This is a genomic window from Algiphilus aromaticivorans DG1253, assembly GCF_000733765.1.
GTDB lineage: Bacteria > Pseudomonadota > Gammaproteobacteria > Nevskiales > Nevskiaceae > Algiphilus > Algiphilus aromaticivorans.
Map to the genome: position 1 here is coordinate 1,811,851 of NZ_JPOG01000001.1, position 21,368 is coordinate 1,833,218.

24 protein-coding genes are annotated in these 21,368 nt (G+C 63.5%); 6 read left to right on the plus strand and 18 right to left on the minus strand.

Annotation, left to right across the window (positions count from 1 at the left end; genetic code table 11):
- Positions 1-54: 54 nt before the first annotated feature.
- The 3 genes from U743_RS08410 to U743_RS08420 all read left to right on the plus strand — a co-directional run bounded on the left by U743_RS08410 (position 55) and on the right by U743_RS08420 (position 2,384).
- Entirely contained in the window at positions 55-657 is a 603-nt protein-coding gene (locus U743_RS08410) for a peroxiredoxin (RefSeq protein ID WP_043767260.1), read from the plus strand.
- 111 nt (positions 658-768) lie between these two features.
- Complete coding sequence (gene trxB, locus U743_RS08415; RefSeq protein ID WP_043767261.1) at positions 769-1,722, plus strand: thioredoxin-disulfide reductase; 954 nt, start codon at positions 769-771, stop codon at positions 1,720-1,722.
- Positions 1,723-1,775: 53 nt separating this feature from the next.
- Positions 1,776-2,384, plus strand: coding sequence for a glutathione S-transferase family protein (locus tag U743_RS08420; protein WP_052367757.1), 609 nt, complete (start codon positions 1,776-1,778; stop codon positions 2,382-2,384).
- A gap of 24 nt (positions 2,385-2,408) precedes the next feature.
- Here the strand turns inward: U743_RS08420 and U743_RS08425 are convergent, their stop codons facing one another.
- The 7 genes from U743_RS08425 to U743_RS08455 form a co-directional block, all read right to left on the minus strand.
- Complete coding sequence (locus U743_RS08425) at positions 2,409-2,699, minus strand: hypothetical protein (protein ID WP_043767263.1); 291 nt, start codon at positions 2,697-2,699, stop codon at positions 2,409-2,411.
- Positions 2,700-2,882: 183 nt separating this feature from the next.
- On the minus strand, positions 2,883-3,233 hold the full coding sequence (gene rplS / locus U743_RS08430) for a 50S ribosomal protein L19 (RefSeq protein WP_043767265.1): 351 nt from the start codon (positions 3,231-3,233) through the stop codon (positions 2,883-2,885).
- Positions 3,230-3,985: a tRNA (guanosine(37)-N1)-methyltransferase TrmD gene (trmD, locus tag U743_RS08435; RefSeq protein WP_043767266.1), complete on the minus strand. Its 756-nt coding sequence runs from the start codon at positions 3,983-3,985 to the stop codon at positions 3,230-3,232. Before trmD ends, rplS begins: the two co-directional genes overlap by 4 nt.
- A 7-nt stretch (positions 3,986-3,992) precedes the next feature.
- Complete coding sequence (gene rimM, locus U743_RS19490) at positions 3,993-4,514, minus strand: ribosome maturation factor RimM (RefSeq protein WP_043771714.1); 522 nt, start codon at positions 4,512-4,514, stop codon at positions 3,993-3,995.
- Positions 4,515-4,540: 26 nt separating this feature from the next.
- Complete coding sequence (gene rpsP / locus U743_RS08445) at positions 4,541-4,810, minus strand: 30S ribosomal protein S16 (protein WP_043767268.1); 270 nt, start codon at positions 4,808-4,810, stop codon at positions 4,541-4,543.
- A gap of 128 nt (positions 4,811-4,938) precedes the next feature.
- On the minus strand, positions 4,939-6,399 hold the full coding sequence (gene ffh / locus U743_RS08450) for a signal recognition particle protein (protein WP_052367759.1): 1,461 nt from the start codon (positions 6,397-6,399) through the stop codon (positions 4,939-4,941).
- 60 nt (positions 6,400-6,459) lie between these two features.
- Positions 6,460-7,284 (minus strand): 3',5'-cyclic-nucleotide phosphodiesterase, encoded by an 825-nt coding sequence (locus tag U743_RS08455; RefSeq protein ID WP_084191446.1) that lies wholly within the window; start codon positions 7,282-7,284, stop codon positions 6,460-6,462.
- A 29-nt stretch (positions 7,285-7,313) separates the two neighbouring features.
- Between U743_RS08455 and U743_RS08460 the strand changes: the two genes are divergently transcribed.
- Entirely contained in the window at positions 7,314-8,090 is a 777-nt protein-coding gene (locus U743_RS08460; RefSeq protein ID WP_043767271.1) for a cytochrome C assembly family protein, read from the plus strand.
- Positions 8,091-8,157: 67 nt separating this feature from the next.
- On the plus strand, positions 8,158-9,420 hold the full coding sequence (locus U743_RS08465) for an HlyC/CorC family transporter (protein ID WP_043767272.1): 1,263 nt from the start codon (positions 8,158-8,160) through the stop codon (positions 9,418-9,420).
- Positions 9,421-9,562: 142 nt separating this feature from the next.
- Here the strand turns inward: U743_RS08465 and U743_RS08470 are convergent, their stop codons facing one another.
- The 8 genes from U743_RS08470 to U743_RS08495 form a co-directional block, all read right to left on the minus strand.
- On the minus strand, positions 9,563-10,429 hold the full coding sequence (locus U743_RS08470; RefSeq protein WP_052367760.1) for a hypothetical protein: 867 nt from the start codon (positions 10,427-10,429) through the stop codon (positions 9,563-9,565).
- Complete coding sequence (locus U743_RS08475; RefSeq protein ID WP_052367762.1) at positions 10,426-12,084, minus strand: AAA family ATPase; 1,659 nt, start codon at positions 12,082-12,084, stop codon at positions 10,426-10,428. Before U743_RS08475 ends, U743_RS08470 begins: the two co-directional genes overlap by 4 nt.
- 449 nt (positions 12,085-12,533) lie before the next feature.
- The gene (locus U743_RS18745) at positions 12,534-13,667 is read right to left on the minus strand and encodes a topoisomerase II (RefSeq protein ID WP_084191447.1); all 1,134 of its coding nucleotides are present in this window, start codon (positions 13,665-13,667) and stop codon (positions 12,534-12,536) included.
- Positions 13,668-13,742: 75 nt separating this feature from the next.
- Entirely contained in the window at positions 13,743-14,333 is a 591-nt protein-coding gene (locus U743_RS19080) for a hypothetical protein (RefSeq protein WP_156966383.1), read from the minus strand.
- Between the two features lie 433 nt (positions 14,334-14,766).
- Entirely contained in the window at positions 14,767-16,146 is a 1,380-nt protein-coding gene (gene radA, locus U743_RS08480) for a DNA repair protein RadA (protein WP_043767274.1), read from the minus strand.
- Positions 16,147-16,189: 43 nt separating this feature from the next.
- Positions 16,190-17,248, minus strand: coding sequence for a phosphate acyltransferase PlsX (gene plsX / locus U743_RS08485; protein WP_043771723.1), 1,059 nt, complete (start codon positions 17,246-17,248; stop codon positions 16,190-16,192).
- Between the two features lie 34 nt (positions 17,249-17,282).
- The gene (gene rpmF, locus U743_RS08490; RefSeq protein ID WP_043767277.1) at positions 17,283-17,468 is read right to left on the minus strand and encodes a 50S ribosomal protein L32; all 186 of its coding nucleotides are present in this window, start codon (positions 17,466-17,468) and stop codon (positions 17,283-17,285) included.
- A gap of 3 nt (positions 17,469-17,471) precedes the next feature.
- Positions 17,472-17,954, minus strand: coding sequence for a YceD family protein (locus U743_RS08495; protein WP_043767279.1), 483 nt, complete (start codon positions 17,952-17,954; stop codon positions 17,472-17,474).
- Between the two features lie 74 nt (positions 17,955-18,028).
- Between U743_RS08495 and U743_RS08500 the strand changes: the two genes are divergently transcribed.
- The gene (locus tag U743_RS08500; RefSeq protein WP_043767281.1) at positions 18,029-18,634 is read left to right on the plus strand and encodes a Maf family protein; all 606 of its coding nucleotides are present in this window, start codon (positions 18,029-18,031) and stop codon (positions 18,632-18,634) included.
- On the opposite strand, the gene U743_RS08505 is transcribed toward U743_RS08500, so the two are convergent.
- The 3 genes from U743_RS08505 to U743_RS08515 are packed head-to-tail and all read right to left on the minus strand — an operon-like array spanning position 18,631 to position 21,275.
- Positions 18,631-19,638 carry a YhdH/YhfP family quinone oxidoreductase gene (locus tag U743_RS08505; protein ID WP_043767283.1) on the minus strand — a complete coding sequence of 336 codons (1,008 nt, stop codon included), beginning with the start codon at positions 19,636-19,638 and terminating at the stop codon, positions 18,631-18,633. The genes U743_RS08500 and U743_RS08505 overlap by 4 nt on opposite strands.
- A gap of 12 nt (positions 19,639-19,650) precedes the next feature.
- Positions 19,651-20,334: an HAD-IA family hydrolase gene (locus tag U743_RS08510; protein WP_052367764.1), complete on the minus strand. Its 684-nt coding sequence runs from the start codon at positions 20,332-20,334 to the stop codon at positions 19,651-19,653.
- Entirely contained in the window at positions 20,331-21,275 is a 945-nt protein-coding gene (locus tag U743_RS08515; protein WP_043767285.1) for an RluA family pseudouridine synthase, read from the minus strand. The genes U743_RS08510 and U743_RS08515 overlap by 4 nt, the downstream gene beginning before the upstream one ends.
- Positions 21,276-21,368 lie beyond the last annotated feature (93 nt).

The window sequence follows — 21,368 nt, forward strand, 5'->3', positions numbered from 1 at the left end:
ATCAGCTGCCCACCCAATCTATTTCGTTTCATCCATCAAGTAGGGAGTTACCTCATGAGTGTACTCGTTGGCCGCCAGGCACCCGATTTCACCGCCGCTGCCGTGCTCGGCGACGGCACCATCACCGACAGCTTCAAGCTTTCTGAGCTGCGCGGCAAGTACGCCGTGCTCTTCTTCTGGCCGCTCGACTTCACCTTCGTCTGCCCCTCCGAGATCATCGCGCACGACAATCGCCGCAGCGCCTTCGAGGAACGCGACGTGCAGCTCGTGGGCGTGTCCATCGACAGCCAGTTCACGCACTTCGCCTGGCGCAACACGCCGGTCGACAAGGGCGGCATCGGCGAGGTCGGTTTCCCGATGGTCGCCGACGTGCAGCATGAGATCTGCCGCGCCTATGGCATCGAGCATCCGCAGGACGGCGTGGCTTTCCGTGCCTCCTTCCTGATCGACAAGGAAGGCCTCGTGCGCCACCAGACCGTCAACGACCTGCCGCTGGGCCGCAATGTCGACGACATGATCCGTGTCATCGACGCGCTGCAGTTCCACGAAAAGCACGGCGAGGTCTGCCCGGCCGGCTGGCAGAAGGGCCAGGAAGGCATGAAGGCCGACGCCGACGGCGTTGCCGACTACCTGGCCAAGAACGCCTCCTCGCTGTAAGGCCTAGAAGCAGCTCCGCGTTACCCGCGAGCGAAGGGCCCGGGGAGTTGGCTTTCGCCCTCCCCGGGCCTTTTACGTTCCGCCACCATTTTCAGCAAGGCGACTCATCACATGAGCGACATCCAACACCTTCCCCTCATCATTCTGGGATCGGGACCGGCCGGCTACACGGCCGCGGTCTACGCATCCCGCGCCAATCTCTCTCCCAGCCTCATCACGGGCCTGGAAGTCGGCGGCCAGCTAACGACGACCACCGACGTGGACAACTGGCCGGGCGACGTCGAAGGCCTGCAGGGCCCCGACCTGATGGAGCGCATGCGCCAGCACGCCGAGCGCTTCGGCACCAACATGATCTACGACCACATCAACAAGGTAGAGCTCAGCCAGCGCCCCTTCACCCTGACCGGCGATGTCGGCAGCTACAGCTGCGACGCGCTGATCATTTCCACCGGCGCGTCGGCGATGTACCTCGGCCTGGATTCGGAAGAAGCCTTCAAGGGCAAGGGCGTTTCGGCCTGCGCGACCTGCGACGGCTTCTTCTACAAGAACGCCGAAGTCGCCGTCATTGGCGGTGGCAACACGGCCGTCGAGGAAGCGTTGTACCTCTCCAACATCGCCAACAAGGTCTACCTGGTGCACCGTCGTGACCAGCTGCGAGGCGAGAAGATCCTGCACGACAAGCTCTTCGCCAAGGAGGCCGAAGGCAAGGTCGAGATCGTCTGGAACCACACGCTGGACGAGGTGCTCGGTAATGAGCAGGGCGTAACCGGTGCCCGGCTCAAGAGCACGCAGGACGACAGCCATCGCGAGCTGGAGGTCAGCGGCGTCTTCATCGCCATCGGCCACAAACCGAACACCGACCTCTTCGAAGGCCAGCTCGACATGGCCGGCGGCTACATCAAGGTCCAGTCCGGTACCGAAGGCAATGCCACGGCGACCAGCGTGCCGGGTGTCTTCGCCTCCGGCGACGTCATGGATCATGTCTACCGCCAGGCCGTCACTTCGGCCGGCACCGGCTGCATGGCCGCGCTGGATGCCGAGCGCTATCTTGACCGGCTAGACTGAGTAAATGGGGCGGGCTCCGGCCCGCCCCGCACAGCCGAACCCGGGGTTCACTCGTGGCGCTGACGCTCTACTGCAGCCTGACTTCTCCCTATGCCCGCCGCGTGCGCCTGGCGACACGATTGCTGGGAATGAGCGGAGAGATCCACGAGGAAGTGGTCGACCCCTTCAGCAGCCCCACCGAGCTGCTGGCCAGCAATCCACTGTCGAAGATCCCGGTGCTGCGCGACGAAGACGGCTTCGTACTACCCGATAGCCACCTGATCCTGAGCTACCTGCTGGAGCAGCAGGGGCGCGCCATGCCGGCAGCGCGCGGCGATTGGGCGGAAGCGCGCGGATTGGCTATCGTAGAGGGGCTCATCGACGCCAGCACCTCCATCGTGATGGAGAACCGCCGCCCCGAGAGCATCCGCTACCCGGCGCACATCGATCGCCAGACCGAGGCCATCACGCGCTGCCTGCAGGCGCTGGCCAAGCCCCCTGCCCCGGACGACTTCGACACAGCGGCGCCGGTTCCGCTGAGCCTGGCCACCGCTCTGGCCTACATGGATTTCCGCCTGCCCTGGCCGCAGTGGCGCGGGCAACAGCCGCAACTGGCGGAATGGCTCGACGCGCTCACCGGGCACGTCGCGATGCGGGACACCCGACCGCCTGACAACGCCTAAGCGCTCGACAATACGGCGGCGCAATCAGAGCTTGTCGCGCGCCCGCTCCAGGCGCTCGCGCGCGGCGTCGACGCTCTCCACGCAGCCCTCAAAATTGCGCGTGGCCATCTGGGTCTGCGCGTTATTGACGTGCATGCCGCCCTTCACCACGTCCTCGTCGAATTTCATCCGACCATTGTCGACGCTGTGCAGGAACATGTACTCGCTGTTGATCTCCTGGACGCCCTGTTGGCAGCGCTCCTCCGCGCTGGCACAGGCTGCGACCAGGGTAAGCGCCAACAGCAGCACCACGGATCGGTAGATCCATCGCGGCATCTTCGTCTCCTCCCCTTTATAGCCCACCATTAGCATCATACGCCGCGCAGAGCGCGCCACAAGGGCGCGTCTCACGCAGATCGATCAGTCTGGGGGATCTTACGGGCGGGGAAGTATCAGAGTTCCCTGACGCTGCTAGGCAGCCGGCCGACACCACGGAGGGCGCGGCCGGAGTGGCCCGTCTTACTTGCGCACGCGCTCCTTGATGCGCGCGGCCTTGCCGCGCAGCTCACGCAGATAGTAGAGCTTGGAGCGGGCCACATCACCGTGGCGCTTGACCGTGATTTCGGCCAGCTGCGGGCTGTAGGTCTGGAAGACGCGCTCGACACCCTCGCCGTGCGAGATCTTGCGCACAGTAAAGGCCGAGTTCAGTCCGCGGTTGCGCTTGGCGATAACGACGCCCTCGAAGGCCTGCAAGCGCTCGCGCTCGCCTTCCTTGACCTTGACCTTGACCTCGACGGTATCGCCGGCACGGAAGGACGGGACTTCGCGCTGCATCTGCTCGGCTTCGAGCTGCTCAATGATGTTGCTCATGCTTTTTCTTTCCTGACTCGTTCCTGCTGCTGCGCGATGAACTCGCCAAGCAGCGCCTTGGATTCCTCGGACAGAGAGATTGATTCCAGTATGTCCGGCCGCTTCAACCAGGTGTTGCCCAGCGCCTGCTGATAACGCCAGCGCGCAATGCGCGCGTGATCGCCCGACAGCAGGACTTCCGGCACCGACTGCTCGCGCCAGCTTTTGGGGCGCGTATAGTGCGGGTAATCGAGCAAATCTTCAACAAAAGATTCATCTCGCGCCGAATCGGCGTGACCGAGAACCTCCGGAAGCAGACGTGCGATGCCGTCGATCACACTCATCGCTGCCAGCTCGCCGCCCGACATCACGAAATCGCCCAGGCTGAGTTCGCAATCAACGGCAGCCTGAATGCGCTCGTCGAGGCCTTCGTAGCGACCACAAACCAGCGTCAGCGACGGCAGCCCGGCCATGGCCTGCAGCCAGCTCTGGTCGAGTCGTTCCCCCTGCGGACTCATGGCGACGACGCGCGTATCCGGCAGCGCGGCGCGCGAAGCCTCTATCGCAGCAACCACCGGCGGCGCCTGCATCACCATTCCAGGTCCGCCGCCAAAGGGACGGTCGTCGACGCTGCGGTGACGGTTGTCGGCGAAGTCGCGAGGGTTGCGCGCGCTCAGTTGCAGAGCACCCTTCTCGCGAGCGATGCGGGGGACGCCGTAGCCGAGCCCCTGCTCGACCATCTCGGGGAACAGGGTGATGACCTCGACCTGCACGGTCGCCCTATTCCTCGGTTTCGAGTTCCCAGTCGACCTCGATACGACGGGCGGGGATATCGACCTTCTTGACGATGGGCCCCTGCACGAAGGGGAGCAGATGCTCTCGCGAACCGGCCTTGACAACGAGCACATCCTGCGCGCCGGTCTCCAGCAGCCGATCGACCTGGCCGAGGATGGTTTCCTCGGTCGTGACGACCTGCATGCCGAGCAAATCAGCCCAGTAGTATTCGCCCTCTCCGGGCTCGGGCAGCGCGCTGCGCTCGATCTGCACCTCTTCGCCGACGAGTTCCTCGGCGATCTCGCGATCCTCAATTCCACGCAGCTGCACAATGAAGCCGCGGCCGCTGGCCTTGTGCTCGAGCCGAGGTAGTTCGACACCGCGGATAAGCCAAGGCCCGTAGCTGAAGATATTCTCGGCGGGGCGCGTGAAGGACTGCACACGCACCCAGCCGCGAACACCGTGCACGCCGGTGATGCGGCCGAGGGTAACCCAGCGATCAGTTATGGGCTTGCCAAATCCGTCCAATGTCAGCTCCGCCGGTGCGGCAACCTTCACGCGGCTGCCGACTCCGCCGCCACGCTGTCGGACGCCTTGCGTGCCAGCGAGACGACGCGCTCCGAGACCTGAGCGCCCTTGACGCGCCAAGCCTCAAGCTTCTCCTTGTCGAGCACGACTTCCTTGTCGCCGCCGGTTGCCGACGGGTTGAAGAAGCCGAGTCGCTCGATGAAACGACCGTCGCGCCGGTTGCGGCTGTCCGTTGCCACGATGTGGTAGAAGGGACGCTTCTTGGTGCCGGCGCGCGAAAGACGGATCTTGACCATTGAGTAAATTCTTTGCTGTGAGGGATGCTGCTCGATCCGCTATTGTAGTGCTTTTGCGCGAAAATTAAACCCCTCACCGCGCCTTCGCTGACGCGGGCGTCGCCGAATGCCGCCTGTCGGATTCGGTATCAGCGCTTCTTCTTGCGCTTGTTGCGGCTCTTGCTCTTGTTCTTGCCGCCATGGCCACCCGGACCGGCAGGGAGCTGCATCCCCGGCATACCGCCGCCGCCCATGCCTCCTCCACCCATGCCGCCGCCCTGCAGCCCTTGCAGCATGCGCGCCATGCCCCCGCCGGCAGCCTTCTTCATCATCTGACGCGACTGCTCGAACTGCTTGAGCAGCCGGTTGACGTCCTGCACCTGCGTGCCGCTGCCGGCCGCAATGCGTCGACGATGCGAGGCGCGGATCCGGTCGGGGTAGCGGCGCTCGCCGGGCGTCATCGAGTTGATGATGGCGACGGAGCGCCCGATGTCCTTCTCGGGATTCTGTTGCGCGAGCTTGGCCTGCATCTGCGCCCCGCCCGGCATCTTCTCGAGCAGGCTGGCGATGCCGCCCATCTGCTGCATCTGCTGCATCTGCTCGCGGAAATCGGCGAGATCGAAGCTGCCTTTGCCGCTGCGCAGCTTGTTCGCCAGCTTCTCCGCCTTGTCACGGTCGACCTTGTCGACGGTCTCCTCGATGAAGGAGAGCATGTCGCCCTGGCCGAGGATGCGCGCGGCGATGCGGTCCGGATGGAAGGCTTCCAGCTTGTCCTGCTTCTCGCCGGCACCCATGAACTTGATAGGCGCGCCGGTGACCTCACGCACCGACAGCGCCGCGCCGCCACGCGCGTCGCCGTCGACCTTGGTCAACACAACGCCGGTCAGCGGCAGCCGGTCGGCAAAGGCGCGCGCCGTGTTGGCGGCGTCCTGACCGGTCATGCTGTCGACGACGAAGAGGGTTTCGGCCGGATCGAGCACACCATGCAGCTCGCCGATCTCCTGCATCATGACTTCGTCGATGCCGGTGCGGCCGGCGCTATCGACGATCAGCACGTCGACCACATCGTGCCGGGCCTGGGCCAGCGCACGCCGCGCAATATCGGCGGGCTTCTCACCCGCCTCGCTGGGCAGGAAGCGAGCACCAGCCTGCTCGGCCACGACGCGCAGCTGCTCGATGGCCGCCGGGCGATAGACGTCGCAGGACACCACCGCGACCTGCTTCTTCTGGTTCTCGCGCAGGTAGCGCGCCAGCTTGCCGGTGGTGGTGGTCTTACCCGAGCCCTGCAGGCCCGCCATCAGGATGACCACGGGCGGCTGCGCGCGCAGATTGAGGCCGACCGCTTCGCGTCCGAGCGTCTCGGTCAATTCCTCCTGGACGATGCGCAGGAATTCCTGGCCGGGGGTCAGGCTCTTGCTGACCTCGGCGCCCACCGCCCGGCTGCGCACGCGATCGATGAAGCCGCGCACGACCGGCAGCGCCACATCGGCCTCCAGCAGCGCCATGCGCAGTTCGCGCGCGGCCTTGGCGACATCATCCTCGCTCAGCCGGCCGGCGCCGGTGAGCGCTTGCAGCGAGGCAGAAAGCCTCTCGCTCAGGCTCTGGAACATCGAAAAGTAATCCTTCAATCCGGGCGCGTAGCCTACGACAAATGGAGCCGTACGATGCCTTCAGAGCATCAAGCGATCGTCGCCCTCCAGGTGTCGGTAATCCCAGCCGGCCAGCGCCTGCTTGCACTGCGCCACGATGTGCTCGCCGCGCCCTGGTTTGTGATGCATGAGATGGATGCAGGGCCGGTGCCGCAACCGCTGCAGCTGCTCGCCGAGCACCGCCGGCGTGTAATGCCGCGCGGCATGGCCGAGCGCTTCCTGCTCGTCCCCGTAGGCGATTTCGATAACGAGGTGATCGAGGCGCGGCAAGCGATTGAGGGCCCGCCAGAAGTCGCGGCAGGCGGTGGTATCACCGGAGTAGACCAGCGTCGCACGTGGCGTCTCCACGGCGTATCCGCAGGCGGGCACGGTGTGGCGCGCCGGCAGCGGCGTCACCACTGCCTCCGACAGCGCGATCGACCGACCAATGTGAATGCGGTGTGGCTCGAGCGTCGGCTGTGCCTCCGGTCCCAGGCGCATGAAATCCGGCCAGAGCTGCCAATTGAAGAGATGTTTGCGCAGCGTACGCAGCACCGAGGCCCGCGCGTGCACCGCCAGCGGGGGGGCGCCGCTGGCGAAACGGGTGTCGGCGAGAAAGGCCAGGCCGGCAACGTGATCGAGATGCGCGTGCGTGATGAAGACCCGCTGCAAGCCCTGCATCTCCTCGATGGAGAGGCGTCCGACGCCCGTTCCAGCGTCTATCAGCGTGTGGCCACCAAGGCTGAAAGCTGTCGTGTGGCCGCCTCTGCTGAGACCGCCACTGCAGCCGAGTACGCGAAACTCCATCCTCGTCTCCTGGTGCGCCACCCGCGCGGCGCGCTGCGTAGCGCCGCGAATGGTTACCATCTGAATCTTCCAAGTCTACGCCGAGCGCCATGATCCCGGCTGTACTGAGCCTTGTCGCCTATCTGGCGAGCGCCGCCGCAGCATACCGCGACCGCGCATCGCTGCTCTTCGCTGCCGGCGCCACGGCGGTCGCACTGCACGCTGCGGCCCTGCTCGGCGACGTCTTCCATCAGGACCGCCTGCTGATCGGCCTGATCGACGCCGCGTCCCTTGTGCTGTGGCAGGCCGCACTGCTCATCCTGCTCTGCTGGCGAATGATGCCGGTGGCCGCGCTATCGCTTATCGCCTTCCCCTTGGCCGGTGTCGTATCCGTGGTCGCGGCCACCTCCGGAACTCCGCCAGGAAGCGGCGTCCAGGGCTGGCCGCTGCAACTGCACGTGGGGTTGTCGGTCTTCGCCGCCGGGCTGTTCACGCTGGCGGCACTGCAATCGGTGCTCGTCGCTGCGCAGAGCCGCTTCCTGCACGGCGGCCGCGACCTGCGCTCCCTGCCGGCGCTGCCACCACTGCAGGCAATGGAGGCGGCGCTCTTCGGAGCGCTGTGGCTGGCCTGGGGCATGCTCACCGCCTCGCTGCTGACCGGCATCCTCTTCGTCGACGACCTGCTCGCACAGCATCTCGTGCACAAGACGGTGCTCTCGGCTATTTCCTGGGCGGTCTTCGGCATGCTGCTCTGGGGGCACTGGCGCTATGGCTGGCGCGGGCGAACCGCGCTGCGCTGGACCTGGAGCGGCTACGCCGTGCTGCTGCTCGCCTATTTCGGCAGCAAATTCGTTCTGGAAAACGTGCTCGGGCTGCGCTGGGGCTGATGCGCTCTCGACGCGGGCACGCCCGCTATCGCTACAATGATCGGCCTGTGCCGCGACGACGCCGCTCTTGAACGAGATTCCCTTATCGGTGCTGTTCAGCTTGCTGGCAGTGCTGATCGTGTTATCCGGCTTCTTCTCCGGCTCGGAGACGGGGCTGATGACCATCAACCGCTATCGCCTCGCGCACCGCGCGCAGCAGGGTGATCGCGGTTCCCGGCTGGCGCACGCCCTGCTGCAGCGCCCGGACCGGCTGATCGGCCTGATCCTGCTCGGCAACAACCTCGTCAACATCCTGGCCGCCTCCATCGCCACGGTCATCGGCCTGCGCCTGTTCGGCGAGGCCGGCATCGCCATCGCCTCCGGCGTACTGACCCTGGTGATCCTGCTCTTCGGCGAGGTCGCACCCAAGACCCTGGCCGCGCTCTACCCCGAGCGCGTGGCCCTGCCAGCCTCCTATGTGTACTGGGTGCTGATGCGGCTGCTCTGGCCGCTGGTGTGGCTGATCAATCTCATCGGCAACGGCCTGCTGCGCCTGCTCGGCGTCACCCCCGAGGACGCCGCCCAGCATTCGCTGTCATCGGAAGAGTTGCGCTCGGTAGTCGCAGAAGCCGGCGCCATGATCCCCTACCGCCACCAGGCGATGCTGCTCTCCATCCTCGACCTGGAGAAATCCACGGTCGAGGACATCATGATTCCGCGCAACGAGATCGTCGGCATCGACCTCGAGCAGGACGATGCCCAGATCGCCGAGCAGATCGAGCAGACCGAGCACACCCGGCTACCGCTCTATCGCGGCTCCATCGACGATCTCGAGGGAGTGATCCATGTGCGCAAGGTGCTGAAGCTGCTCTCCGCCGACGGCGGAATCAGCGGTGAAGTACTCGCGCGCACCGCGCTAGCGCCCTACTTCATCCTGGAAGGCACGCCGCTCAACCAGCAGCTGCTCAACTTCCAGAATCAGAAACGGCGCATCGGCTTCGTCGTCGACGAATACGGCGACATCCAGGGCCTGGTCACCCTCGCGGACATCCTGGAGGAGATCGTCGGCGAGTTCACCTCCGACCCCTCCACGCGCATCCGCAACGTCTATCGCGACAGCGACGGCAGCTACCTCGTCCACGGCACCGTCAGCGTGCGCAGCCTCAACCGCTCGCTGGGCTGGAAACTGCCCACCGCCGGACCGCGCACCGTCAACGGCCTGATCCTCGAATCGATGGAGACGATCCCCAAGCCGGGCGACCGTCTCACGCTCAACAACTACGCAGTGGAAATCACCGAGACGCGCGGCAACGCCGTGCGCACCGCGCGCATGCGCGCCGCCGAGGACTGATCAGCCGCGGATCGACCGGCTCGCGGAGGAAGTCCACAGCCGTTCCCAAACCATCCGCAGAATTGGTCGCCCCCTCCATACTTTGTCGCTCATGACCGATCGAGCGTCGTAGTTGTGCCAAACCGGACATTCACCGATCTAGCTAGCCAAGAGGGTCATCCGGCGCTCGGCCCGGTAAAGAAAGCCGTCCCGCCAACCACGCAAGAACAGGTGGATCCAACAAACCAGAGACGAAGATAGAATTCCAATTATTCTTACCCTTGTGTAAGTCGTCCAGGGCATCGCGCTCAGCTTCGAGTAGCGCCTGAACGTCGGCCTGCGTCGCGATATTCGCGGCAAAAGCGCGCACCACGCGACTGGGCTTGCGGAACAGCGAACTCCAACGATCAGCCAGGTACTTCACGATGGCTGACCTCTGGACAATTGAACGCACGTGGAAACTGATCGCGGAATAGTGAGGATGCGTGTTCGAGACCATCAGCGCGAGTGAGACCTTCGGCACTTCGCCAAAATCCTCGAAATGGGCTCTTACTAGACGCTCACCAAGGCACTCATCGAAGTAGGGGTGCAAGACGCGTTCGCCTGGGGCGAGGCCCAACAACGTCTCCTTGCGCTTGCTGTTGCACTTGCAGGCCGGGACCAGATTCTTCGAGAAGACGGCGAAGATTGGAAATTTGTTCTGCGGCAGGTAGTGATCGAGCGTCCCGCTGTGCATAGACCCACACATTGGACACGACAAGTGCTCGGTCGAATCACGCATCTCGGTGATGTAGAATAATTCAGCTGGTGGGGAAGCGTAGTGTCCCTTCATGAAATCGGCGACCGCATCGCTGATTGCCTGACCCTTGACGAGGGTCGGTGTTCCCTTGACGATCGTGTACTGAGCGTAGCTGGTCTGGACCGGACAGACCGAGTCCTTGAGGTGCGGATAGCTGCCAAGTCGCTCGTTCTTCGAAAGGTTTTCAAACGCGATCGAGTCATCGTACGGAGGCAACTGAACCTTGTTCATGTGCGGCCCTTGTCTTCGATAGCCGACCGAAGACTGTTCAACATCTCCAAGGAAAGTTCGTCCTTGTACTCATCATAGATCTGTTGCCAGGGCGTCCCACTCGCAAGCAGCCTTCGTTCAACTTCACCAGCCAACCTTGACGGCTCGTCTTCCCCGAAAACGAAATAGGAAATTGCGCCCACGTCGGCGCCGAAAGTGCGCAGTTTTGGCCGCTGCGCGTGAACTAGGTTGTCACTGTCCACGCTCAACACCGTGACCTGCTCGCGGAACACCTCACGCACGAAGTACGCGGAGTGCGTAGCTATGATGGCTGCGGATCCAGTGCCCTCCAATAGACCGTCCAAGAGTGAGACGAACCGACTGATGAAGTTCGGATGAAGGTGTGTTTCCGGCTCGTCCAGCAACAGCAGTGAGCCGTTCTCAATGTGCAAGCTAGCTTGAGCTGCAAATTTGAGGAACGAGATCTCGCCGCTGCTTAGAGGGTAGCCCTCGCCACTCACTACACGCGCAGGTTCCCTCCTAACGTCGATGGAAGCGAAGCGCTCCAACACACGTTGTTCGGCACCCTGGGGGAGTACAGACAGAGGCACGTAAGCGTGCGATGCTGAGTGAGTCGGGAGATGAAGCTCGTCGGGCTTTGTAATGGCACTGACCGCCTCGATGAATATTTCCCACCGGGACTTCGACGCAACCATCTGCGTGGATCTGGCAACCTGCACTATCAAGTCGGAGAGATATTCATTGCGCCGGGATCGGCGAGACCGGTTCATCGAGTACCGCTTGTACCAGATACGCGGGCGATTCCTCTTGTCAGTCGGAAAAACCGACTCGGCCTCATTCGTGGGCGCGAAAGCCAGCAACCGATTGATCAGCGGTCGCCCGACATCGCTCCCGTCCGTAAGAGTGTTTGTTCCGTCGATAGCAGCGCGTGCAATCCGGCCCATCGTCTGACTCTTGCCAACACCATTCTTACCGATGACCACGGCGATGCGCTTAGGCAAGACAGCAGCATGGTCGAAGTTGAATTCGAGTGAGTGCTGGTTCTGTAGCACCGACAACTGAAAGCTAATTGCCAACGTAGGGGATAAGTTGCCCTTCTCCTCGCGCGAAAGCCCACGCAGCAAAGGTCCCGCGTTGTTATATGCAAAGTAGGAGTCAGAGTTGCGCATAAAGGAAAGTGAGAACACTTCCGAATTGGTGGCCAGATCGAGGATCGACACGGTTGGCTCAAACTCTTTCAACGCGACAAGGTCGTGAATCGCCAACAGCACTTTCGTCGCGTCATCGGGCCCCAGACGCTGTATTAGCCGCCGATAGGCCTCCATGTCCGGGAGCATCGTGAAGAAGCGATGTTCAACCGTCGCCGTGATGGTTGACCCACCTCGTATTGAGGTCAGTCTCTCGAGCAGCCCCCTTCCGTTCTGATCAGTCTCAGGACTGATGAATCCAATTAAACCACTTTCCTGAATCGGCTCGAGCGAGCTTACGCGAAATCGGTAATCAACCCTAGTCTGATGCCCAAAGTCATTCCAGCCGTCTGAAGAGAGCACAACCAAAACTGATTTCGGAGGCAGCTCCATTGCCAAAGCCGACCGCAGCCCAAAGAGAACATGCAAGCCTGAGTCAGCATTCTCGGAGGCCTGTTTCCGGACCATCGTCGCTCCTCTTGTTCAACACAACACCATAAATGACCGAGACCAAGCATATCGAGCAGCGGCACACAGAGGTCGTCCTATTTAGAATGGAATCGATCTAATAAATTTAAATCGGCTCGAACGTTCAGAAATCATATCGGAGGACAGCAATAGGAAGCAGACTGCGATTTCGGTATGTCACATCATGCCAAATGGCACCGTCACCCGAAATCGCGCCATCTGCACCCTATTAACCCCAAGCCGTTACATAATCGTAATCCTTGTAGACCTTTAAAAGAGAAAGCCCGAGGGCGACTGCTCTCTTTTCTGCAGCAGCAACGGCATTAACAATTACCGTAAACCCCGATGACACTGCCATTTGCAGCTGACTCTCCAAGCGCATGCCTCTCAAAGCCTTGTTTTGCGCACTGCCAAAGCACAGCGCATGCGCGCACAGAACTAGCCAATATTTATAGGGCAATCTCCGCAAATACTGCTCGCGCATTTTGCAGAGAAACTTCCGCTCTTGGTAAATCGCACCGCCTCTCTGCAAGATATTTTCTAATAATGGAAAAGCAATGGTCAAGATCTGATAGATCTTCGTCGGTAAATGTAATCGTGTTTATACCGAAATTAGAAAAATACTCGTTGCGTTTTTTCATCTCTTTTGCCCAATCTGCGCGTAGAGCATCATTCATTTCCGACTTTCCTACACCAATAATTCTATCTACCTTCATATGCGTGGATGCGGGGCTTATCTCGAACCCAGTCCTGCTCATGGTATAAGGATTCAGAACCGTATAATCAAGGCGGTACTTATGTTTCTTTTCTTTGCCTGCAAACCTCAGCTCTGGGATAAGGAATGGCTCCTCGTACGGAGCTGAAGATTCCCGCAAATATGCAAGATAGCGGTCTGCTATCCCTTTCTCGTATTGTGAATTGGAGACTCGCTTCAAAATACTCTGGTAGAACTGTGAGAACTGCTTTGGAGAACTGAACTTCACCGGCTCGTCTGATTCAGGGTCTATTAACCCGGACTCCATGACATGCCGAACTGTCCAGTAATTGAAGCTCGCTCGGCGCATTTCGGACTTATCATTTACCCATTCATCGCTCCTCATTTCTGGAGAAATAAGTAGCCCCCATACTAAATTTCCTGACCCAAACCAAATAGACCATAAGTTCTCCTCGGGCTTGTTACGCACACGCTCTTTAAAGTTGCGGTAGAAATTCCTGGTTAGAAAAAGTAATAAATACTCGGTAAGAAGATCATCCTTAAGCGCAAACATGAGAAAATATTCACGGCTAACTCGCCTGTAGCGTTTTTGGTTTAGTCGCCCCTGCTCTGCATAAATCTGCACGCGTTCAGTAAGCCCTTTTATCCAACGAGAGATAAAGTCATTAGGGTCAAGAAACGCAGTGCGGACGCTGTCGACATAGACATTGTTGTTGGATCCGAGCATCGCGTGAGATGAGTGAATCGAGCGATTTCCTGTAATTTCCTCAAAGCGGTCTAAAGCGTCTGGCTGCAATTGCCGGATCCGCTCAGTCAATTGCTGCTCTTGCTTTTCGAGAAACCGCTTATCCAGCCCGCGAACATCCATCAGATTGACGTGCTCCTACAACGCTGCCGCACAGCCGCGCGGCGGAGCCCTGACGCTCGGGAGCAGCTTGTTAGGTCAAACATATAATTTGTGCTTCTTGAATCGCCTAGGAAGCAACCAGCGTGCGAAAGGAATTTCAAGGAAATGGAGTTCTGCGATGATTTGTAACTTTTGATACGATTTCAAGAGAATTCTAGCTCTATCCACACACTCCTCTAGATGTCCGGCGTAATTCTTCGGAAAGCCTTCTTCGTTCTCGAAGGCTTGTTTATTGAATACCCACATCGTTTCTCCGTTTCCATCCGCCGGCTCCCACTCGTTGACTTGAATTAAATCTCTAAGCCGGGAATACGATGATGCAATTTCGTTTGCAACCTTGCGAAGCTGCGATGAAAGTGGCCCACTAAATCTGATGCTTGATGAATTGTCATCTAGATCATAGACCAGCGAACTAAGGGCAGCAAAGATCGAGTCAGGGACAGACCTGTGATACCAGATATACCTTTCGAGATCTATCATCGTCTGTTCGTCAATTGACTGCAGTAAGCGCTGAACTCGCTCCCGATCGCGATTGAATTTATCCTCAAATAGCGGTCTCGATAACGCAAAGAGTCCAGCGATTGCTCCAATCGTATAAAAAATCTCTCTAGCTGTTTCCCAGATCACTTCTTCACCTAGTTAATCGGAAAGTGATTAGTGGTGCGCATCATGACGTAAGTGTGCTGGATGCTTCATAGATCCACGGGACTTTGGGTGAGATATGACCCGGAACTTTCTCAGGGTGCGGAGATAGATGAGAGAAAGGCAAATAGCAGTGTCCTCATTTTCCAAATGACTGGTTCGGGCTGAACGCGGACATCTCGTTTAGTGACGAGGCCGCGCCGCCGCCCGACCTCGACCGCGCGCTCGATGGCTGCTTCCTCGGGACTGACGAATCGTCCGCACATGGTGGGGCTATCGTGCGACGGGCTGGCCGCGGATGGAAGGGGCGGAGCCGAATCAACGGCAATGACCCTACGCGACACCTATCTGTGTCAAACCCGGCGATTGACGCGATCCGGTGCGAGGGCGAGCGCGCATGCGCGCCGCCGAGGCGGGATCAGTCCTCGCCGCGTGCCAGCGCCACGGCCTCGGCCAGGCGCTTGACCGGCTTGACGGCGATGTCGATGCCGGCGCTCTTCCGCGGCTTGTTCGCGGTCGGCACGATGGCTTGCTTGAAGCCCTGCTTGGCGGCCTCGCGCAGGCGTTCCTCGCCCTGCTGCACGGGGCGGATCTCCCCGGCCAGCCCGACCTCGCCGAAGATGACTGTCGCTTCGGGCAGCGGGCGACCGCGCAGCGAGGAAACCGCTGCCAGCAACAGCGGCAGGTCGGCGGAGGTCTCGGTGATGCGCATGCCGCCCACGATATTGGCGAAAACGTCCTGGTCGGCCAGCGCCACACCGCCGTGGCGGTTGAGCACGGCGATGAGCATGGCCAGTCGGCTGGCGTCGGTGCCTTGCGTGACGCGGCGCGGGTTGCCGCCCTGCGCGGCGTCGACCAGGGCCTGGACTTCCAGCAGCATGGGGCGACTGCCCTGCAACGCCACCGTGATGGCGCTGCCGGCGACCGGCTCGCCATGGCCGGAGAGGAAGATCGCGGAGGGGTTGCTGACCTCGCGCAAGCCGCTGTCCTCCATGGCGAAGACGCCCAGCTCGTTGACGGCGCCGAAGCGGTTCTTCACCGCGCGCACGACACGGAAGCGGCTGCCGGCGTCGTGCTCGAAGTAGAGCACCGTGTCCACCATGTGCTCCAGCACGCGCGGGCCGGCGATGGCGCCTTCCTTGGTGACATGGCCGACCAGCACGATGGCGCAGCCGCTGGCCTTGGCGTAACGCACCAGCTGCGAGGCGGACTCGCGCAACTGCGATACCGATCCGGCGGCCGATTCCAGCGCCTCGCTGTGCAGGGTCTGGATGGAATCCACCACCAGCAGCTTCGGGCGCGCGCCCTCGGCCGCCGCGACGATGGCTTCGACACCGGTCTCGGCGAGCACGGGCAGATCCATCTGCGGCAGGCCGAGACGATGCGCGCGCAGTGCCACCTGCGAGGGTGATTCCTCGCCGGTGACATACAGCGTGGTCGCGGCCGCATCGCCCTGCATGGCTGCTAGCACCTGCAGCAGCAGCGTCGACTTGCCGATGCCGGGATCGCCGCCGATGAGGACGACGCCGCCCGGCACGAAGCCGCCGCCCAGCACCCGATCGAACTCGCGCATGCCGGTGCTGGCGCGTGGGACGGCCTCTTCGGCCACTTGCGACAGGATCTGTACCGAAGGCGCCATCGTGGCAGCCGGGGCGCGTCCTCCGCTACTGCGGGCCGCGGCCGGCGCGGCCTGCTCGGCGAGGCTGTTCCAGGCACCGCAGTCCATGCACTGCCCCGCCCACTGCGGATAGCGGGCGCCGCACTGCTGGCAGACGTATTGTTTGCGATCGCGCGCCACGCCTGGGCTCAGCGGCTACGCGCGGCGCGGAGCACGGCGCGTCTCAGGCGTTGCCCGCCGGCGCCAGGGTCTCGGCATCGCAGGCCTCCAGCTCGCGGGCGATGCCCTTGCCGATGCGCTCCGGCACGCCCTTGCGCGCCTCGAGGATGGCGACGTCAAGAGCATGGGCGAAGGCCACGCTATCGGCGCTGCCGTGGGATTTGATGACGACCCCGCGCAGTCCCAGCAGGCTGGCGCCGTTGTACATGCGCGGGTCGATGCGCTCGCCCAGGCGCCGGAGCACCGGCCAGGCGATCGCGCCGGCGATACGACGCCACCAGTGGCTGCCGAAGCTCTCGCGGATGACGTCCTTGATGAAACCGGCGGCGCCTTCCGCGCTCTTCAGCGCGACATTGCCAACGAAACCGTCGCTGACCACGACATCGGCATCGCTGCCGAAGATATCGTTGGCCTCGACGTAGCCGACATAGTTCAGCTTGGAGGCGCGCAGCCGCTCCTGGGCCTGGCGGATGGCGTCGACGCCCTTGATTTCTTCTTCGCCGATGTTGAGCAGGGCCACGCGCGGCGCGGCAATACCGTCGACCGCCTCGGCGAGCACCGAGCCCATTACCGCGAACTCGAAAAGCTGCTCCGGGGTGCAGGCGGCATTGGCGCCGAGATCCAGCAGATAGGTGTGCCCCTGCCTCGCCGGTAGCGCCGAGATGATGGCGGGCCGGTCGATGCCGGGCAGCGTTTTCAGCACGAAGCGCGCGATGGCCATGAGTGCGCCGGTGTTGCCGGCGCTGACCGCGGCATCGGCCTCATCGCGGTGAACCAGGTTGACCGCCACGCGCATGGAGCTGTCCTTCTTTGCGCGCAGCGCGCGCGAGGGCAACTCGTCCATGCCCACAACCTCGCTGGCGTGCACCAGCGTCAGCCGCGGCTCCTGCTGCAGGCCCGCGGCCTGCAGTGCCTTGCGCAGTGCGGCTTCGTCCCCCACCAACAGCAAGGCGACATCATCGTAGCGCTGCAGGCAGAGCGCGACGGCGGCGACGACGACATCCACGCCGTTGTCGCCGCTCATCGCGTCCACGGCCACACGCAGCCGCGTGGACGAGTTCATCGCGCTCACCAGGCGTCGGTTGCGGTGGAGCTGTCTAGTCTTCTGCGACCGGCGTGTCGATCACCTTGCGACCGCGGTAGTAACCGTCGGCGGTGACGTGATGCCGCAGGTGCGTCTCGCCCGAGGTCGGGTCGGTGGACAGCGCCGGCGCGGTCAGGGCGTCGTGGGCACGGCGCGTGCCACGACGGGAGCGGGACTTCTTTGTCTTCTGAACGGCCATCTTCTAATCTCCGTCGGCGCCCGGCGGGGCACCGTCTTGCGGTGAGCCCCGCCGCACGGCGAGGCAGTCGGCCCGGTCGCAGTGCGGCAGATCGGGAAGCGCCAGCAGCACTTCGTCCTCGATCCGCTCGCACAGCGCCAGGCAGTTGTCATCGGCGCGCCAGGTGTCGTGCTCGGCGATCCAGCGCGCTTCTTCCTCATCCCCCTGTACCACCATTACCGAGAACCGTAGCTCAAGGGGCCACGCCATGATTCCCAGGCAGCGCGCGCAGTGCAGCGGTAGCGTGCCATCCACCGTCCCGCTCACCCGAAAGCGCGCTACCCCCGGGCTTTCGCCCTGAACGGAAACGGCCAGCGACCAGTCGCCTTCGGCGACTTCCGCAGACAGTCGGGGAAGCTGCGCCGCCACGAGCGTGGCGGAGGCACGCCGACCACCGCCGCAGAAACGGTCGACCGGCACCGACTGCGGAAGCTTTTGCGTGCTCATTGCGGGCGCGATGATAGTCACCGGCGCTGGCCGCGTCAAAATGGATGCCCTCCCGAAGGAGCCGTCTCGCGCCCATGCCCTCTCCCGCTGCCCCCGTCGAACTACTGCTGGCCTCCACTTCCATCTACCGTGCGCGCCTGCTGGAACGGCTGGCGTTGCCCTTCGACACCTGCGACCCGGGCTTCGACGAGTCCACGGAAAGCTGCCGCCGGCCGGCCCTGCGCGCGCGCCGGCTGGCCGCGGCCAAGGCGGCCAGCGCCGCCGCCACCCACCCTGAGCGCTGGATTCTGGCCTCGGATCAGGTCGCCGCCTGCGGCGGACGCATTCTCACCAAGCCCGGCAGCCAGAAGGCGCAGACCGAGCAGTTGACCTGGCTGTCCGGACGCACCGCGCGCTTCCATACGGCCGTGACGCTGCGCGCGCCGGATTCCATCGGCGGGCCCCGTCTGCGCCGGGCGGTGGTGACGACACGCGTGCGCCTGCGACGCCTGACTGCGGATGAAATCGCGCGCTACGTCGCCGCCGAACCCGCCGCGGACTGCTGCGGCGGCTTCCGCTGCGAGGGCCTTGGCATCAGCCTCTTCGCGTGGCTGCGCGCCGATGATCCGACCGCACTGGAGGGGCTGCCGCTGCTTGCCACCGCGCGGCTACTGCGCGCAGCGGGCTTTGCCGTGCCCTAGCGCTGCGCATCCTCGCGTAGCTGCACCAGCGCACGACCGGTCACCGTGCCGGCGATGAGATCCTCGCAGTAGCCGGGCACTTCGGCCAGCGTCAGCGTGCGCGTGACGGTCTCGGCGAGCCCCTTGGGCTTCCAGTCGCCGGCCAGCTGCGCCCAGACCTGCTCGCGCAGCGGGCGTGGCGTTTCCACCGAGTGAATGCCCAGAATCGACACGCCGCGCAGGATGAAGGGCATGACGGTGGTGTGCAGTTCGACGCCGCCGGCCAAACCGATGGAAGCGATATTGCCGAAGGGCACGACGCTGCGCGTCATCTCGGCCAGGGCATCGCCGCCAAGATTGTCGACGCCACCACCCCAGCGCGCCTTTTCCAGCGGCTTGCCGTCGGTGGCGGCCTCTTCGGGGCTCAGCACCTGCGTCGCCCCGAGGCCGCGCAGGCGCTCGGCGGCCTCGCCCTTGCGCGTAACTGCGGCGACCTCGTAGCCCAGCGCCGACAGGATCTGGATGGCGATGCTGCCGACGCCGCCGGTGGCGCCGTTGACCAGCACCGGCCCGAGCTCGGGTGTCTGGCGATTCTCGCGCATGCGCAGCACGGCAAGCCCGGCCGTGAAGCCTGCGGTGCCCAGCATCATGGCCTCGCGCAGATCGAGCCCATCCGGCAACGGGATCACCACCTCGGCCGGCAAGCGCGCGCGCTGCGCGAAGCCGCCGTTAAGCAGTTCGCCGATGTTGCAGCCAGTGACGAGCACCTTCTGGCCGGGCTGGAAGGCCGGGTCCGAGGATTCGGCGACGATGCCGGAGAGATCGATACCCGGCACGCAGGGGGTGCGGCGGATGATTCGCCCTTTGCCGGTGACGGCCAGTGCGTCCTTGTAGTTCACCGAGGACCAGTGAACGTCGATGACCACCTCGCCTTCGCCCAGATCCTCCAGCCCCAGCGATTGCTGCTCGCAGCGGGTCTTGCGATCTCCGGCGTCGACGACGCGCAGTGCCTGGAATGTGCTCATGAAGGGACTCCTCTATTCGGCTTGGGTGCGTTCGAGTTCCGCGGTGTCCAGCCAGGCGGCGAACTCGCCGATGCTGCTCAGCACCTCGCGCGCCGGGCTGGCGGCCAGCCGCTCCACCGGATGGGCGCCGCCGGCGACGGCGACGGCAGGGATGCCGGCAGCTTCGGCCATATGCATATCGTAGTCGGTATCCCCAACCATCAGCGCGCGCTGCGGCGGCACGCCTGAATGCGCCAGTAGCTCGTGCAGCATGCGCGGATCGGGCTTGGCGGCCGTCTCATCGGCGGTGCGCGTGGCGAGGAAGCGGCGCCCTAGCCCGCGATGTCGCGACAGCGCGCTCTCCAGGCCGGCGCGAGATTTACCGGTGGCCACGGCGAGCCGATAGCCGTGACCGTGCAAGCGGCCGAGCATGGGTCGCACGCCGGGATAAAGCGGGGCGTGCTGCTGCCCGTCGCCGCCGGCGCGGCGGCGCAGCGCCATCAGCGCTGCCTCCAGCTCGGCCGCGTCGTGCTCGGGATAGAGCTCGGCCAGCGCCTCCCGAAAGCCGATACCGATGAGGGCGCGGATGCTCTCGTCGGCGCGCGGCTCCAGCCCGAGGGCCCCGATGGCGCGCTGCATGCCAGCGACGATCAGCCCGGTGGAGTCGGCCAGCGTACCGTCCCAGTCGAAGACGATGAGTTCGAAGCGTCGCCTCACTTGGGTGCCTCCAGCCGTGTGACCACCTCGCCCAACTCCTCGGGCAGCGGGCACTCGACCGACAGCGCCTCGAAGCCTTCGGCTGAGGGCAGGTCGAGGCGATGCGCGTGCAGGAAGAGGCGCTTCAGCCCACCCTTCTCGCGCACGGCCCGATGCTGGTCGCGGCTGCCGTACTTGCGGTCGCCAGCGACGGGATGACCGATGCTCTCGGCATGCGCGCGAATCTGGTGCATGCGGCCGGTGCCGATATGCACCTCGCAGAGCGTGGCCAGACGCATGACGCTGAGCGGCTCGAAGCGCGACACGGCGCGCTTGCCTTCCGAGTCACCGCGCACGCGGCGGTTGCTGCCCTCCTGCTGCATGGCCAGCGGCGTGTCCACGTCGCGCGCACCGCCGCGCCAGACACCGCAGCAAAGTGCGAGATAACGCTTGCGCGCCAGTCCCTTGGAAAAAGCCTGTTGCGCGCGCAGCAGCGCCGGCCGCGACTTGGCCAGCAACAGAATGCCGCTGGTGTCGCGATCGAGACGATGCGCCAGCTCGACGAAGCCGTGGCGCTCCCAGGCGCGCACGACTTCGATGACGCCGAAATCGACGCCACTGCCGGCGTGCGCGGCAAGACCGGCAGGCTTGTCGATGACCAGATAATCGTCATTCTCGAGCAGAATCTGGGCGCGCAGCCGCTTCAGCAGCGCATCGGGCGGTCGGCGCGTGCTGCGCTCTTCCTGGCGAACAGGCGGCACACGAACCGTTTCGCCCGCGCGCAGCCGGCGGTCCGGCTTGCTACGACCACCGTCGACACGCACCTGACCGGAGCGCAACAGGCGGTAGACATGCGAGCGCGGAACCCCCGGCAGCACGGCCATCAGGAAGTTATCGGCGCGCTGGCCGTCGTGGTCGGCGTCGACCGTGATGTGGCGGACTTGTGAAAGCTGCTGGGGCACAGGCACACTATCTAGTGATTGCACGCGATTTACGGCAGAGCACAACGGCTGCCGGCACGATCGCGACCGTTCGCCGCAGCAGGGCCGGCATGC

What these genes read in the sequence shown, in the direction of transcription:
- ffh (WP_052367759.1), bottom strand. Translation starts at nt 6,399, where the DNA reads ATGTTCCAGAGCCTGAGCGAGAGGCTTTCTGCCTCGCTGCAAGCGCTC.
- U743_RS08495 (WP_043767279.1), bottom strand. Translation starts at nt 17,954, where the DNA reads ATGAGCACGCAAAAGCTTCCGCAGTCGGTGCCGGTCGACCGTTTCTGC.
- plsX (WP_043771723.1), bottom strand. Translation starts at nt 17,248, where the DNA reads ATGAACTCGTCCACGCGGCTGCGTGTGGCCGTGGACGCGATGAGCGGC.
- trxB (WP_043767261.1), top strand. Translation starts at nt 769, where the DNA reads ATGAGCGACATCCAACACCTTCCCCTCATCATTCTGGGATCGGGACCG.
- U743_RS08425 (WP_043767263.1), bottom strand. Translation starts at nt 2,699, where the DNA reads ATGCCGCGATGGATCTACCGATCCGTGGTGCTGCTGTTGGCGCTTACC.
- U743_RS08500 (WP_043767281.1), top strand. Translation starts at nt 18,029, where the DNA reads ATGCCCTCTCCCGCTGCCCCCGTCGAACTACTGCTGGCCTCCACTTCC.
- U743_RS08475 (WP_052367762.1), bottom strand. Translation starts at nt 12,084, where the DNA reads ATGGTCCGGAAACAGGCCTCCGAGAATGCTGACTCAGGCTTGCATGTT.
- U743_RS08455 (WP_084191446.1), bottom strand. Translation starts at nt 7,284, where the DNA reads ATGGTAACCATTCGCGGCGCTACGCAGCGCGCCGCGCGGGTGGCGCAC.
- U743_RS08505 (WP_043767283.1), bottom strand. Translation starts at nt 19,638, where the DNA reads ATGAGCACATTCCAGGCACTGCGCGTCGTCGACGCCGGAGATCGCAAG.
- U743_RS08460 (WP_043767271.1), top strand. Translation starts at nt 7,314, where the DNA reads ATGATCCCGGCTGTACTGAGCCTTGTCGCCTATCTGGCGAGCGCCGCC.
- U743_RS08410 (WP_043767260.1), top strand. Translation starts at nt 55, where the DNA reads ATGAGTGTACTCGTTGGCCGCCAGGCACCCGATTTCACCGCCGCTGCC.
- rpmF (WP_043767277.1), bottom strand. Translation starts at nt 17,468, where the DNA reads ATGGCCGTTCAGAAGACAAAGAAGTCCCGCTCCCGTCGTGGCACGCGC.
- rpsP (WP_043767268.1), bottom strand. Translation starts at nt 4,810, where the DNA reads ATGGTCAAGATCCGTCTTTCGCGCGCCGGCACCAAGAAGCGTCCCTTC.
- U743_RS08470 (WP_052367760.1), bottom strand. Translation starts at nt 10,429, where the DNA reads ATGAACAAGGTTCAGTTGCCTCCGTACGATGACTCGATCGCGTTTGAA.
- U743_RS18745 (WP_084191447.1), bottom strand. Translation starts at nt 13,667, where the DNA reads ATGGATGTTCGCGGGCTGGATAAGCGGTTTCTCGAAAAGCAAGAGCAG.
- rplS (WP_043767265.1), bottom strand. Translation starts at nt 3,233, where the DNA reads ATGAGCAACATCATTGAGCAGCTCGAAGCCGAGCAGATGCAGCGCGAA.